At 71.7% G+C, this 13,297-nt stretch carries 13 protein-coding genes; 7 read left to right on the forward strand and 6 right to left on the reverse strand.

Annotation, left to right across the window (positions count from 1 at the left end; all coding sequences use genetic code 11):
- Positions 1 to 30 precede the first annotated feature (30 nt).
- On the forward strand, positions 31 to 990 hold the full coding sequence (gene meaB / locus ABZX22_RS20005) for a methylmalonyl Co-A mutase-associated GTPase MeaB (RefSeq protein WP_354911014.1): 960 nt from the start codon (positions 31 to 33) through the stop codon (positions 988 to 990).
- 202 nt (positions 991 to 1,192) lie between these two features.
- On the opposite strand, the gene ABZX22_RS20010 is transcribed toward meaB, so the two are convergent.
- Together ABZX22_RS20010 and ABZX22_RS20015 are read right to left on the reverse strand one after the other, a co-directional pair.
- A complete protein-coding gene (locus ABZX22_RS20010; RefSeq protein WP_354910970.1) occupies positions 1,193 to 1,606 on the reverse strand; it encodes a thioesterase family protein in 414 nt (137 codons plus the stop codon).
- Positions 1,607 to 1,608: 2 nt separating this feature from the next.
- The gene (locus tag ABZX22_RS20015; RefSeq protein WP_354910973.1) at positions 1,609 to 2,232 is read right to left on the reverse strand and encodes a TetR/AcrR family transcriptional regulator; all 624 of its coding nucleotides are present in this window, start codon (positions 2,230 to 2,232) and stop codon (positions 1,609 to 1,611) included.
- Between the two features lie 77 nt (positions 2,233 to 2,309).
- On the opposite strand from ABZX22_RS20015, the gene ABZX22_RS20020 reads away from it, so the two are divergent.
- Genes ABZX22_RS20020 through ABZX22_RS20030 form a run of 3 tightly spaced genes read left to right on the forward strand, consistent with a single transcriptional unit; the run spans position 2,310 to position 5,427 of the window.
- On the forward strand, positions 2,310 to 2,936 hold the full coding sequence (locus ABZX22_RS20020; protein WP_354910976.1) for a TetR/AcrR family transcriptional regulator: 627 nt from the start codon (positions 2,310 to 2,312) through the stop codon (positions 2,934 to 2,936).
- Positions 2,933 to 3,991 carry an acyltransferase family protein gene (locus tag ABZX22_RS20025; RefSeq protein ID WP_354910979.1) on the forward strand — a complete coding sequence of 353 codons (1,059 nt, stop codon included), beginning with the start codon at positions 2,933 to 2,935 and terminating at the stop codon, positions 3,989 to 3,991. Before ABZX22_RS20020 ends, ABZX22_RS20025 begins: the two co-directional genes overlap by 4 nt.
- A gap of 35 nt (positions 3,992 to 4,026) precedes the next feature.
- Positions 4,027 to 5,427: a phosphatase PAP2 family protein gene (locus ABZX22_RS20030; protein ID WP_354910982.1), complete on the forward strand. Its 1,401-nt coding sequence runs from the start codon at positions 4,027 to 4,029 to the stop codon at positions 5,425 to 5,427.
- 68 nt (positions 5,428 to 5,495) lie between these two features.
- Here the strand turns inward: ABZX22_RS20030 and ABZX22_RS20035 are convergent, their stop codons facing one another.
- Both ABZX22_RS20035 and ABZX22_RS20040 read right to left on the reverse strand, forming a co-directional pair.
- Entirely contained in the window at positions 5,496 to 7,262 is a 1,767-nt protein-coding gene (locus ABZX22_RS20035; RefSeq protein ID WP_354910983.1) for a long-chain fatty acid--CoA ligase, read from the reverse strand.
- 115 nt (positions 7,263 to 7,377) lie between these two features.
- Positions 7,378 to 7,536 (reverse strand): hypothetical protein, encoded by a 159-nt coding sequence (locus ABZX22_RS20040; RefSeq protein ID WP_354910986.1) that lies wholly within the window; start codon positions 7,534 to 7,536, stop codon positions 7,378 to 7,380.
- Positions 7,537 to 7,561: 25 nt separating this feature from the next.
- Between ABZX22_RS20040 and ABZX22_RS20045 the strand changes: the two genes are divergently transcribed.
- The 3 genes from ABZX22_RS20045 to ABZX22_RS20055 all read left to right on the forward strand — a co-directional run bounded on the left by ABZX22_RS20045 (position 7,562) and on the right by ABZX22_RS20055 (position 10,806).
- Positions 7,562 to 8,098, forward strand: a complete 537-nt coding sequence (locus tag ABZX22_RS20045; protein ID WP_354910987.1) for a CGNR zinc finger domain-containing protein — start codon at positions 7,562 to 7,564, stop codon at positions 8,096 to 8,098.
- A 172-nt stretch (positions 8,099 to 8,270) separates the two neighbouring features.
- Entirely contained in the window at positions 8,271 to 9,842 is a 1,572-nt protein-coding gene (locus ABZX22_RS20050; protein WP_354910989.1) for an ABC-F family ATP-binding cassette domain-containing protein, read from the forward strand.
- Positions 9,843 to 9,879: 37 nt separating this feature from the next.
- Positions 9,880 to 10,806: a hypothetical protein gene (locus tag ABZX22_RS20055; RefSeq protein WP_354910992.1), complete on the forward strand. Its 927-nt coding sequence runs from the start codon at positions 9,880 to 9,882 to the stop codon at positions 10,804 to 10,806.
- Positions 10,807 to 11,204: 398 nt separating this feature from the next.
- Here the strand turns inward: ABZX22_RS20055 and ABZX22_RS20060 are convergent, their stop codons facing one another.
- Entirely contained in the window at positions 11,205 to 11,477 is a 273-nt protein-coding gene (locus ABZX22_RS20060) for a zf-TFIIB domain-containing protein (RefSeq protein WP_354911017.1), read from the reverse strand.
- Between the two features lie 62 nt (positions 11,478 to 11,539).
- Positions 11,540 to 12,397 (reverse strand): phosphotransferase, encoded by an 858-nt coding sequence (locus tag ABZX22_RS20065; protein ID WP_354910995.1) that lies wholly within the window; start codon positions 12,395 to 12,397, stop codon positions 11,540 to 11,542.
- Positions 12,398 to 13,297 lie beyond the last annotated feature (900 nt).

A 13,297-nucleotide genomic window follows, 5' to 3' on the forward strand; every position in this document is an offset into this window, starting at 1 on the left:
GCGCCACCGGCCGGCGGAGGGCCGGTGCGGATGAGGGCGCTCGACGACTACGTCCACGGGGTGAAGTCGGGATCGCGCGCCTGGATCGCCCGCGCGATCACGCTGGTCGAGTCGACCAGGGCCGACCACGCCGAGCTGGCCCAGCGGTTGCTCGTCGAGCTCACGCCGCTGGCCGGGCAGGCCCGCAGGGTCGGCATCTCGGGCGTGCCGGGGGTCGGCAAGTCGACGCTGATCGACGCGCTCGGCACCCGCCTGACCGAGCGCGGCCACCGGGTGGCGGTGCTGGCCGTCGACCCGTCGTCGACGCGGACCGGCGGCAGCATCCTCGGTGACAAGACGCGCATGTCCCGCCTGTCGGTCGACCCGCAGGCCTTCATCCGCCCCTCGCCGACCTCGGGCACGCTCGGCGGGGTCGCCAAGGCCACCAGGGAGGCGATGGTCGTCGTCGAGGCCGCGGGATACGACGTCGTGCTCGTCGAGACGGTCGGCGTCGGCCAGTCGGAGACCGCGGTGGCCGACATGGTCGACACCTTCCTGCTGCTCAGCCTGGCCCGCACCGGCGACCAGCTGCAGGGCATCAAGAAGGGTGTGCTGGAGCTGGCCGACGTGATCGCGGTCAACAAGGCGGACGGGGACTTCGAACCGGCGGCCAGGAAGGCGGCCCGCGAGCTGGCGGGTGCGCTGCGGATGCTGCGCTCGGAGGCGGCGCCGCCGCCGGTGCTGACCTGCAGCGGCCTGACCGGTGGCGGGCTCGACGAGGTGTGGGAGCAGGTCGTCGCCCACCAGGACCGGATCGACGTGGCGGCCAAGCGGCGCCGTCAGCAGGTGCAGTGGACCTGGACGCTGGTGCGTGACCGGCTGCTGGCCGAGCTGCGCGGCAACCCCGCGGTGGCGGCGATCACGGCGGAGGTGGAGCGGGAGGTCCTGGCGGGCACCCTGACCCCGTCGCTGGCCGCCGAGCGGTTGCTGGCCGCCTTCAAGCGCCGCTGACCCCGCCGCGCGCCACGGGTGACCAGGCTTCCTCCCACAGGCCCGACCGCGCCGCCGACCTCGGGCCAGCGCCGGCCCAGCCGCCATCCCGTACGGCTCGCCCGCGGCAGATGCACCGCGCTGTGCAGGCGGAAGTCGGTGAGGCTGACCACGACGGGCTCCTCGCCCCTCGGTTCGGAGCCGGGGATCCAGCGGCTCCTGATCACGCGGCGAGCACCTTGGCCGCGTCGCGGATCTCCGCGCTGAACGGGGTGGGGCGCAGCGTCGCCGGGTCGAGGTTGACGTTGACCCTGCGGCCCTCGGCGTGCACGGTGCCGCCGTCCGGCGACAGGACGCGGAAGCCGTACACGCCGCTGGTGGTGCCCATCCGCTCGATCCAGAAGTGCACCAGCGGCTCGCCGACGCCCATGATCGGCACGTGGAAGGTGATGGAGAACTCGCGCACGGCCAGGAAGACGTCCTTGAAGCGGGAGTGGGCGGGGTCGAAGTTCCAGCCGAGCTCGGTCCAGAAGGCGGTGATGGCCCGCTCGACGAGCACCGAGTAGCGGGCGTTGTGCAGCAGGCCCATGGCGTCGAGGTCGTCGAAGTGCACCTGGACGGGACGGGTGTGGGACACGGTCAGTCCTCCGGGAGGAGCGTGGGGTCGGGGGAGAGGGCGCGCAGGCGGTCGAGGACGGCCCTGCGGGCGTGGGCGAAGGCCCGTGGCCGGTCGCGCAGGCGGGAGTGGATGACGACGGCCTCGCCGAGCGCCTCGATCTCGTAGGCGAGCTGGGCCGGGTCGGCGCGCAGCTCGCCCCGGTCGACGGCGTCCTGGATGGCCCGCTCCAGGAAGCCGAGCCAGTCGTTCATCGCCTCGGCCACCCGGTCCTTGACCGGGCCCGGACGGTCGTCGAACTCGACCTGCGCGGCGAAGAAGAAGCAGCCGCCCGGCAGGCGGCCCTCCTCGTAGAAGGCGAGCCGCGCCTCGTGCAGGGCCAGCACCCTGCGCAGGCCCTGGGGCACGGCCAGGGCGGGGGTGACCACGTGCTCGATCCACTGCCGCCGCGCCCACTCGACCGCGTCGAGCTGCAGCTGCTCCTTGTCGCGCCAGTGGGCGAACAGGCCGGACTTGCTGACGCCCGCCACGCCGGCCAGGCGGCCCAGCGTCAGGCCGTCGAGCCCGTCGACCGAGGCCAGGGCCACGGCGCTGCCGAGGATGGCCTCCCTGCTGCGCTGTCCGCGCACCTTCCTGCCGTCTGCCATGCGGCTCACGCTAGCAGATAAAAAGACCGATCGGTCGTTCGGATTTATGTCTTGGCCGCCTGTGCTAGATTTTGGCCATGCGGTCAGAAAACGAGGCATCCGGCCAGAAGCCGCGGTCGTTCATCGAGAAGGCCAGGCGGGCCCAGATCATGGCCAGCGCCATCGAGGTCATCGCCGAGGTGGGCTTCGCCAAGGCGTCGCTCGCCGCCATCGCCAAGCACGCGGGCATCAGCAAGGGCGTCATCTCCTACCACTTCGCCGGCAAGGACGACCTGATGGAGGAGGTCGTCGACCACGTCTACACCGGCATCGCCGACTTCGTGCTGGCCCGGATGGAGGGCAGGACCACCGCCACCGAGCTGCTGCGCACCCAGATCCTCAGCGTCGCCGAGCACATGCGCGACCACCGCACCCAGCTCAAGGCCCTGGGGGAGATCTTCATCAACCTCCGCCTCCCGGACGGCTCCCCCCGGTACGGCATCGGCGCCAACGAGGAGCTGTACCAGTCGCTGGAGAACATCTACCGTCTCGGCCACGCCACGGGCGAGTTCCGGCCGTTCGACCCGCGCGTCATGGCGATCACCCACTCGGCCGCGGTCAACGACATGTTCGCCTACTGGGCGGTCCACCCCGGCCACGACCTCGACGCCCACGCCAGGGAACTGGCCGAGATCTTCGTGCGCGCCACGAAGGGACCGCAATGAGAAGGCTCGCCTACGTCGACAACCTGCGCGTGGTCCTCACCGTCCTCGTGATCCTCCACCACGTGGCCCTGACGTACGGCAACATCCCCGCCTGGTACCACTTCGAGCAGGCCCACGACCCCTCCGGGTGGGCGCTCGACATCCTGGTCATGTTCGACCAGGCGTTCTTCATGGGTTTCTTCTTCCTCATCTCCGGCTTCTTCACCCCCGGCTCCTACGACCGCAAGGGCGGCGGCGCCTTCATGCGCGACCGGCTGCTCCGGCTGGGCATCCCGCTGATCGTCTTCCTCCTGCTGCTGCGCCCCCTGGCCATGGTCGGCGTCTACCAGGACTTCGACATGCCGTACTGGATGTTCTACATCGGGTCGTGGGACCCGGGCCCGATGTGGTTCGTGGAGGTCCTGCTGGTCTTCGCCGCGGTCTACGCCGCCGTCCGGCGCTACGGCCGGATCCCCCGGTCGGGCCCGGAGCAGGCGCCGGGAGCGGCTGCGATCGTCGCCTGCACGGTCGCGCTGGCCGTCGTCACCTTCGCCTGGCGTCTCGTCGTGCCCGTCGGCCTCTACGTGCCGGTGCTCGGCCTGCCCACGCCGTCCCACCTGCCGCAGTACGCCGGCATGTTCACGCTCGGCGTGCTCGCCCACCGGCGTGGCTGGTTCGCCACGCTGTCGCGGCGGGCGGGCAGGCTCGGCTTCGCCGCCGCGGGACTGGGGACGACGGTGCTGCTCCCCTTGCGCTTCATGTCCGGCGGAGCGGTCGCCGACCTCGCGCAGGCCGCGTGGGAGGCGGTGTTCGCGGCCGGTGTCGTCATCGGCCTGCTGGTGCTGTTCCGCGAGCGCTTCAACGCGCAGCGGGCGCGCGGCAGGTTCCTGTCCGAGCAGGCCTACACCGTCTACATCATCCATCCCGTCGTGCTGGTCGGCCTCGCCTACGCCTTCTCCTGGCTGCAGGCCGCCGCGATCGTCAAGTTCGCCGTCGTCTCCGTCCTCGCGCTGCCGCTGTGCTGGGCGCTGGCCTTCCTGGTGCGCGCGCTGCCGGGCGCCCGGCGGATCCTGTGAGCTGAAAACCGGCGAACCTGGGCACTAGATACAGCATGCGACTCCGATCCCGGCTGCACCGCCTCGACAAGCACCTGTACGCGGCCGTCGCACGGACCCGGCTGCCGGGCCTCGAAGCCGTCCTGCCGCGGCTGTCCAGAACGGCCGACAACGCGCTGCTGTGGGCGGGCGTCGCGGGCACGTTCGCGCTGAGCGGCAGGCGTCGCCTGCGCAGGGCGGCCACCAGGGGCATGCTCGCGATCAGCCTCGCCAGCCCCCTGGTGAACCTGGCGGGCAAGCAGGCCTTCGGCAGGAAGCGCCCCGTGGCCGACGTGCTGCCGCTCAACCGGCTGCTCAAGATGCCGCTGTCGGCCTCCTTCCCGTCGGGACACTCCGCCTCGGCCGCCGCTTTCGCCACCGCCGTGGCCCTCGAAGCGCCCCTCGCCGTCGCCGTCCCCGTGGCCGCGGTGGCGGCAGCGGTCTGCTTCTCCCGCGTCTACACCGGCGTCCACTACCCGGGAGACGTGCTCGCCGGCGCGGCCATCGGCGTGGCCACCGGGCTGGTCACCCGCCGCATCTGGCCGGAGGCGGCCGAGGCGGGACGGGCCCGGGCCTCGGCCACCGCGCCCGCCGTCGACGGCGACCCCTCGGGCGAGGGCCTGGTCGTCGCCGCCGACCCCGCGGGGGCGGCCGCGCGGAAGCTCCGCGAAGCCTTCCCCCGGGCCGAGTTCGTGCCGCCAGGGGCCCTCGACAGGACCGACGGCAAGGTGCTCGCCGTCGCAGGGGACGACACGAGCGTCGGACCCGCCGCCCGGATCGCGCTGGAGCGGGGCAGGCCGTTGCTGGTCGTCCCGTCGGGCACGCGCGACCTGTTCGCCGCCGAGCTCGGCGTCGCCGACGCGGACGAGGCCGTCGCCGCCTACCGGGCGGGCGAGCTGGCCGCCGTCGACGTCGTGGAGACCGCGGGCAGGGTCTTCGTCAACAGCGCCGGCCTCGGCGTCTATCCCGCCCTCGCCGAGCGCAGGGAGGCCAGGCACCGGCGGATCGGCACCTGGCCGGCGCTGCTGTGGGGCCTGGCCGAGGTACTGCGCCGCGACGCGGCGCCCGTCGACCTGGTCGTGGACGGCGTGCCGTACCGGGCCTGGCTGATGTTCGTGGGCAACTGCCGGTACGGCTCGCGCGGCGCCGCTCCGGGGCGCCGGGCCAGGCTGGAGGACGGCGTGCTCGACATCAGGCTGATGACGGCCGCCCGGCGGCTGCCCCGCCTGCGGGCGTTCGGGAGCGCGGTGGGCGGGCGGCTCGGCCTGTCGCGCCACTACCGGCAGTGGCAGGCCGACACGGTGCGCGTCGAGACGCCCTCGGGAGAGGTACGGCTGGCGCTGGACGGCCAGACCGTCACCGCGCGCGGGCCCCTGACGTTCGCCAAGCGCCCGCGCGCCCTGCACGTGTTCCGCTGACGTTCGCCGAGCGCCCGCGCGCTGCACGTCTTCCGCTGCCCCGCGACCGGCGCCGCGCGGCCGGGCGCTCAGGTGAGGGTGGCGTCCTTGTAGAAGGCGTCCAGCGTCTCCCCGTAGTGCTGCTCGACCACCTTGCGCTTGATCTTCAGGCTGGGCGTCAGCTCTCCGGCCTCCACGGTGAAGTCGTCGGCCAGGATCGCGAAGTCCTTGATCGTCTCGTAGCTCGCCAGCCCCGCGTTCACCTCCTTGATCGCCTTGCCGACCTCCTCGCGCATCCGCGGGTGGTCGCGCAGCTTCTCGGGGTCGCCGGGCAGCCCCTCGGCCGCCGCCCACGGCCGTACGACCTCCATGTCGAGCGTCACCAGCGCCGTGCAGAAGTTGCGCCGGTCGCCGTGCACGAACACGTGCGACAGGTACGGGCAGGCCGCCTTGATCCGCCCCTCGAGGTAGGTGGGCGCCACGTACTTCCCGCCCGAGGTCTTGATCAGCTCCTTCTTCCTGTCGGTGATGCGCAGCCGGCCGGCCTCGTCGATCTCGCCGATGTCGCCGGTGCGCAGCCAGCCGTCCTCGAGCGTCTCGGCCGTCTCCTCCGGCAGCCCGTGGTAGCCGCGCATGATGCCGCGCCCGCCGATGAGGATCTCGCCGTCCTCGGCGATGCGCACCTCGGTGCCGGGCAGCGGCTGGCCCACCGTGCCCAGCCGGAGGGCGCCGGGCCTGTTGAGGAAGCTGCCGGCCGACGACTCGGTCAGGCCGTACCCCTCCAGGATGGGCAGCCCCGCGCCGTCGAAGAACTCGCCGATGTCCTGTGACAGCGGGGCCGCGCCGGAGATGAAGGAGCGGATGCGTCCGCCGAAGCGGGCCCGCAGCTTGGCGAACACCAGCCGGTCGGCCAGCGCGTACTCCAGGCGGGTGGTCAGCGGCAGCGTCGCGCCGCGCTGGCGGGCCCTGCTGACCCTGACGGCCGTCCGCTTGGCCCAGTTGAAGATCCGCAGCTTCACGCCGCCCTCGCGCCTGACCGTCGCGACGACGGTGTTGTGGATCTTCTCGAAGATGCGCGGCGCGGCGGCCATGAAGGTCGGCCGCAGCTCGCCCAGGTTGTCGGCGATCCTGTCGAGGCGCCCGTCGATCGCGGTCGGCACGCCGATGTCGATCATCACGACCTCGAGCAGCTTGCCGAAGGAGTGCGACAGCGGCAGCCACAGGTAGTGCAGGTCGTCGGGGCCGATCAGGTCGATCTTGCGGACGGCCTCCGCGGCGTACAGCCAGTTGTCGTGGGTCAGCTCGACGCCCTTGGGCCTGCCGGTGGTGCCGGAGGTGTAGATGAGCGTCGCCAGGTCGTCCTGCCCGATCTCGTCGATCATGGCGTCGTAGTCGCCGTCGGCGCGGACCCTGTCGAGCGGGACGACCCAGCCGTCGTCGCTCGCGGCGCCGTCGATGACGACCACGTGGCGGACGCCGGGCAGGTCGGCGCGCACCGAGGCGAGCTTGGCCACCTGGTCGTCGTTCTCCGCGATGACCAGGGTGCTGCCGGAGTCGTTGATGACGTACGCGCATTCGTCGGCGGTGTTGGAGGGGTAGATCGTCGTGGTGGCCGCGCCCGTGGACAGCACGGCCAGGTCGGCGAGGATCCACTCCAGCCGGGTCGAGCAGAGGATGGACACCCTGGTGTCGGCGCGGGCGCCGAGCTCGGCCAGGCCCAGGGCCAGCGGCCGCACCCGCTCGCCCACCTGGGCCCAGGTCAGCGATTCCCAGCCGGTGCCCGCCGGATGGCGATAGGCCTCGGCGTCGGGGGTGGCCTTGATCCGATCGCGCAGCAGAGCGGGAATGCTGGACATTCCTGACCTCCGGTTGAGGGGGACGGCTTGGTGCGCACTCTAGGCCGAACGCGGCGGGTCAGTCGATGGTCAAGAACGGTTACGCGCCGGTTCACTCACCCGGCTGTCACGGTCGTCACACCGTGATCACCTGTCGCCTCTCCGGCGGGGTCGACGTGGTCGCCACGTTGCCGTGATCGGCCGTACGCACCTCCCACGCGCCGCACTCGCAGCGGAAATAGGAGATCACACCGTCCGAGGTCTCGTGGGTGGAGACGAGTGTCGTGAAATGCATGCCTCCAACCTGATGTAATGTCCTTATGCATTTCAATGCTTACGGGGGCAACGGGGCGGCACTGTCGGCCGACCTGGTCAACGCCGTCGACTTCACCCCCGAGGCGATCACCCCGTTGCTCGTCAGGAACGAGATGCTGCGAGCGGAGCTCACCCCCGCCCAGGCGGCCGAGCTCGGCAGGTGGGCCAGGCGGCTCGACCCCGTCTTCGGCGAGACCGACCAGGACACCCAGATCACCCTCGTCAACGACCTGCTGGCGATCACCGCGGCCACGCCGTACATCAGCGCGCACGACGGCCGCCGCCCGCACCTGCACTTCTTCGCCCTCGGCGCCGACATCGTCGCCAGGGCCAAGGACACCACGGCGGGCGGGCTGGCGATGGCCATCTGCTTCTCCGACGGCCGCCGCCTCGGCCGCTGCGACAGGCAGGGCTGCCGGACCGTCTACGTCGACACCTCGCGCAACGGCCGCCGCAGGTTCTGCTCGCTGGCGTGCGCCAACCGGGTCAACGTCGCGGCGCATCGCGCCCGGGCCCTTGCGGACGATTTTCCGGCCGGGTAATCTCTGCGAGTCGCATTTCCGAGCCGTGGAGGCTGTTGACGTGAGGTTCTGAGGTCGCGGGCACCGCGCCGTCTCGCCCTGTCGTGGGCACGTGCGCACCTGGACCTCGGGCGTCTTCGCGGTGGTTCCCGCCAAGTCCTGAATTCTCAGACTTTCCGACGGGAGCTCTCTCATGTCATTTTCCGTGGTGATCGACCACGTCTCCTACGGCTGGCCGGACGGCACCCAGGTGCTCGACGGCCTCGACGCCGCCTTCCCCGCCGGACGCACCGGCCTGATCGGCGCCAACGGTTCGGGCAAGTCCACCCTGCTCAAGATCATCGCAGGGGAGCTGCGCCCCCGCTCCGGCTCCGTCAGCGTGGCAGGGCAGGTCGGCCACCTGCCGCAGAACCTGCCGCTGCGCGCCGAGCTGACCGTCGCCGACCTGCTCGGCATCAGCGCGACCAGAGCCGCGCTGCACGCGATCGAGTCGGGCGACGTGCGGGAGCAACACTTCACCGCCGTCGGCGACGACTGGGACGTGGAGGAACGGGCGACCGCCCAGCTGGCCACGCTCGGCCTCGACCACGTCGGCCTCGACCGCACCGTCGCGACGCTGTCCGGCGGCGAGACCGTCATGGTGGGCCTGGCCGCGCAGTTCCTCCACCGGCCCGACGTGCTGCTGCTCGACGAGCCCACCAACAACCTCGACCTCGACGCCAGGCGGCGGCTCCACGCCGCGGTCAGGGCCTGGCCGGGGGTGCTGGTCGTCGTCAGCCACGACAGGGAACTGCTCGACCAGGTCGACCAGATCGCCGAGCTGCGCGAGGGCGCGGTACGCCTGTACGGCGGCAACCTGAGCGACTACGAGTGCATGCTCGCCGCCGAACAGGAAACCGCCGCACGCATGGTCAGGGTGGCCGAGGCCGACGTGCGCAGGCAGCGGCGCGAGCTCATCGAGGCCAGGACCAAACTCGACCGGCGGGTGCGCTACGGCGACAAGATGTACGCCAACAAGCGCGAACCGAAGATCGTCATGCAGGCGCGCAAGCGCGAGGCCCAGGTGTCGGCGGGCAAGCACCGCATGATGCACATCGACAAGCTGGAGGAGGCGCGTGAGCGGCTGAACGAGGCGGAACAGGCGGTGCGCGACGACGCCGAGATCCGCGTCTCGCTGCCCGGGACGGCGGTCCCCGCGGGCCGGGTCGTGCTGTCCTTCGCGACCGCACGCCGTACCGGTGAGGCGATGGAACGCCTGGAGGTGCGCGGACCCGAGCGGATCGCGCTGCTCGGCCCGAACGGGTCGGGCAAGACCACCCTGCTGCGAGCCATCGTGGCGGCAGGGGCGCCGGTCCCGGTCGGCTACCTGCCGCAGCGCCTGGACGTCCTCGACGAGAGCCTCAGCGTGCTCGACAACGTCCGCGCGCACGCCCCTGGCGCCTCCGTCAACGAGGTGCGCGCCCGCCTGGCCCGCTTCCTGTTCAGGGGCGCGCGGGCCGAGCAGCCGGTGCGCACGCTGTCGGGCGGCGAACGCTTCAGGGCGACGCTGGCGGCGCTGCTGTCGGCCGACCCGCCGCCGCAGCTGCTCCTGCTGGACGAACCGACCAACAACCTCGACCTCGCCAGCGTCAGGCAGCTGTCGCAGGCGCTGTCGGCCTACCGGGGGGCGCTGATCGTGGCCAGCCACGATCTGCCGTTCCTGCGGGGGCTCGGGATCACCCGGTGGCTCCGGCAGGATCGGGACAGCGGTCTGACCGAATCCTGATTGACGGCAGGGGATCAGCCGGGCGATAGTGTGGCAGATGCTTGCCCCCCGGTTGATCTCCTGCGTTCTCGGCCTGGCGACGCTGACCCTCACCGCGTGCAGCTCCACGGCCCAGGGCCCCGCCGAGCCCTCCCAGGGAGTCACGGGGCCGTCGAGCGGCACCGGCGCCCTCACCGCCGCCGCCTACCGCGACGCGCTCACCGAGCAGCGCACCGGCGTGCGGGCCGCGCTCACCGCGCTCTCCTCCGCGAAGACCGTCAAGTCACTCAACGATCGCATGGAACGTGCCGAAGAGACCCTCAGCGGCGCCACCGAGGCCCTGTCGGCCCTCGCCCCTCCCGTCGAGGCGCGCGTCCAGCACGAGGCGTACGTGGCCAGCCTGCGCGACTTCACCACCCAGCTCGGGATGACGCTCGGCAAGGTGGGCGGCAGAAGCGTCTGCACGGCGGGCGGGGTCTTCAGCGACGTCGCGGACAAGCTCCAGGCGCTTGACCAGGCGGGCAGGTCGCTGACCGCGCTCGGCGACTACCCGGCCGACGTGGTGCCGGTCAAGGCGGCCAGGAAGCAGACCAGGCGGCCGGCGAACGGGCGGTTCCTGCGCGCCGAGCGGCTCAGCGGGCGCAGCTCCCTGCTGATCGACAACGGCGGGTCGAGGGACGCGGTGGTGACCGTGATGCGCGGCAAGACCAAGGCGTTCAGCGTGTTCGTGCGTAAGAAGTCGACGTTCCGGGTGAAAGGCGTGCGCGACGGCACGTACGAGATCTTCTTCACCCACGGGATCGACTGGGACGGCAGGGCGTTCACCAGGTCGTGCAGCTTCGAGCGGTTCGAGAAGCCGGTGCAGTTCAGGACGACGTACACGGCGACGCAGATCAGGTGGCACGACTGGCGCGTCACCCTGCACTCGGTCACCGGGGGCAACGCGCCCACGACCGACGTCGACCCCGGCACCTTCCCGGCCTGATCGCCGGGGCCCGGCCCGGCCCGGCCCGGCCCGGCCCGGCCTGGCCGGTCCTGCGGCCGGCGGGAGCGGCGACCCGATGCGATCGCCCCCGCGTCCGGTGGGAGCCGCGATCCGGTCGGTCCGGCCCCGTAAGTGGCGGGACGGCGATCCGGTCGGTGGGCTTCCGTGTATGGCGGGACGGCGGTCCGGTCGGCTGGGCGTGTGTGTGTGGCGGGGCGGCGGTCCGGTCGGCCGGCCCGTGGCGGGTGGGGGGTGTCGGTCCTTTCGGCCCCGGAGTCGTGGAGGTCCGGTCGGCTCGCAACCGCGGGAGGTCGGGCCCTCGGCGGTGGAAGGGGCCGCCGGAGACGGAAAGGGCCGCGTCCCTCGCACTCGAGGTCGCGGCCCTTTTCACAGCAGGGTCAGGAGGAGAACAGCATCCCCAGGAAGCTGTCGTGCCTGCGCCGGTGACCGTAGTGACCGCCGTAGTGCGGGGCGGGGGCGCCCCACGCGGGAGCCCCGTGAGCCGGAGGCGGGGGCGCGGCGGGCGGCGTGTGGTACTGGGACTCCATGCGAGTCAGCGTCTCCAGCTCGCCGTAGTCGAGGAAGATCCCTCGGCAGTTCTCACACTGCTCGATGTGGACCCCGTTGCGCTCGTAAGTCCGCATGTTGCCGCGGCACTTGGGGCACTGCATCTGGTTGATCTCCTTGCCCATTGGCGGGATGTACACGGTCTGCGTGCGTCACTATGTCAGCCTCACCGGAGGCCCACAATCCTGTCGCACGACTCGACCAACGAACGTTCCACCTCGTCCAGTTCCCGACCCTCCCGCTGTGCGTGGGTGACCGCCACCGCGGCCAGCTGAACGGTGACCGCTCTGGCGGGAACGTCGAGCCTGGCCCAGGGGTCGCGCGGGTCCAGCGCGGGCCCGCCCGACGCGAGATAGGCGTTGAGGAACCGGTTCCAGATGCCGGGCTCGAGAAGCCCCGCGGCGAACCACGCCGCCGGACGCGCCAGGTCCCAGGCCGGGTCGCCGATCCCCAGGTCGTCCACGTCGATCAGCAGCCACCGGTCCGAGCGCCGCACCAGCTGGCCCAGGTGCCAGTCGCCGTGGGTGAGCAGCAGGGGCACGGGCTCGGGGGCGGGGAGCGCCGCCAGGGCCTGCCGTACCAGCCGCTGGTCCGGCCCGTCCCCCGGCATGCCGCTGACCGCCCGCGCCATCCGCGCGGGCCCGCCCGCCTCCGGCAACGGCGGCACCGTCGTCAGCGGTACGGCGTGCAGCCGGGCCAGCAGCCGCGCCCCTTCCTCCCAGGGAGCGGCGTCAGGGTCGTCGGGAGCGACCGGTGTACCCGCCGGCCACACGGTCACCGCCCTGTCGCACACCGTGCGCACGTCCATGTCCAGGGGGGCGAGCATCACCCCGGTCAGCGCGGCCGACGCGCTGGCCTTGAGCCTCAACCGGAGGGAGGCCGCGTCGTCCCTGGCCGAGTGCGCCTTGACCACGACCTCGCCGCGCCGGACGACGACGACGTCACTCCTCGTCGCGTGCCGGGTCGGCGTGCCTGCCCCGCCGTACTGGGCGGCCAGGCGGGCCAGCTCATCCTCGAGATCCACCCGGAAAGCCTACGAGGCGCCGCTCGTGGGCCGTTCCGCGACGGCGGCCGGGGCACGTCGAACGCTCAAGCCTGCCGTTCCCCCGCCCCGCCATCCGAGAGGGTGACACCACCGGACGGGTTCTGGGGCGGCACCGTCGGTACGGGCTTTCGGGAGGGCGACATCCTGGGTACGGGCGCTGCGGAGGCGGAACCACCATTGGGGGAGGGGTCCGAGAGGGCAGAGCCACCATGTGGGAGGGGTCCGGGAGGAGCGCCGCAGGCAAGGATTCCAGGAGCGCCGCACCTCCCGGGAATTCGCTTCTGAAGACGCGCGGAGCGAGCCGACAAGCGCCTCACCGCGTATGCCCGCGGTATCCAGGTGAAACTCCACTGCCTGGACGCGCCTTTCGAGGAGCTGTCCCGCAAAGTGGCGGCCCGCGCCGCTGAGGACAGGACACCGTCCCCATCACGCAGGAACAGATGGCTCACGACGTGACGTAGTTCCAAGTCCCGGATGCGCACGAGTTCGCCCTGTTCGACAGCCCGGCTGTTGCCGGGCCTTGTGAGTGAACCGTGCCGGCTGTCGTGGCCCCCGACGTTTCCGGTGGTCGAGGACTGTTTTCCGGTATGGCGGTGCGTTGATTTGACGGGGGACGGAGTCGTACATAGAGTTCACCAGTCCCACCCAGTCGGCGTTGATCGTCGGCTGTCCGGGGGAACCTCCTCAAGCGCATCCTTGCCGGTGGTCGTCATGTCCGTCGGCGGGTCCGGTTCGACAGGAATCGGATGCGGGAGTAGTTTTGAGGAGTCGCCCGGAAAAAGATGGGGCGGTCGAAATTCTCGGCAGGTTTCGCGAAAAGAGTCAATTTGACTCGGATCGCGGGGGCTGAAAGAATAGAGACACAACGAACGAAGCGAG

The organism is Nonomuraea sp. NPDC003804 (genome assembly GCF_040610675.1).
GTDB lineage: Bacteria > Actinomycetota > Actinomycetes > Streptosporangiales > Streptosporangiaceae > Nonomuraea.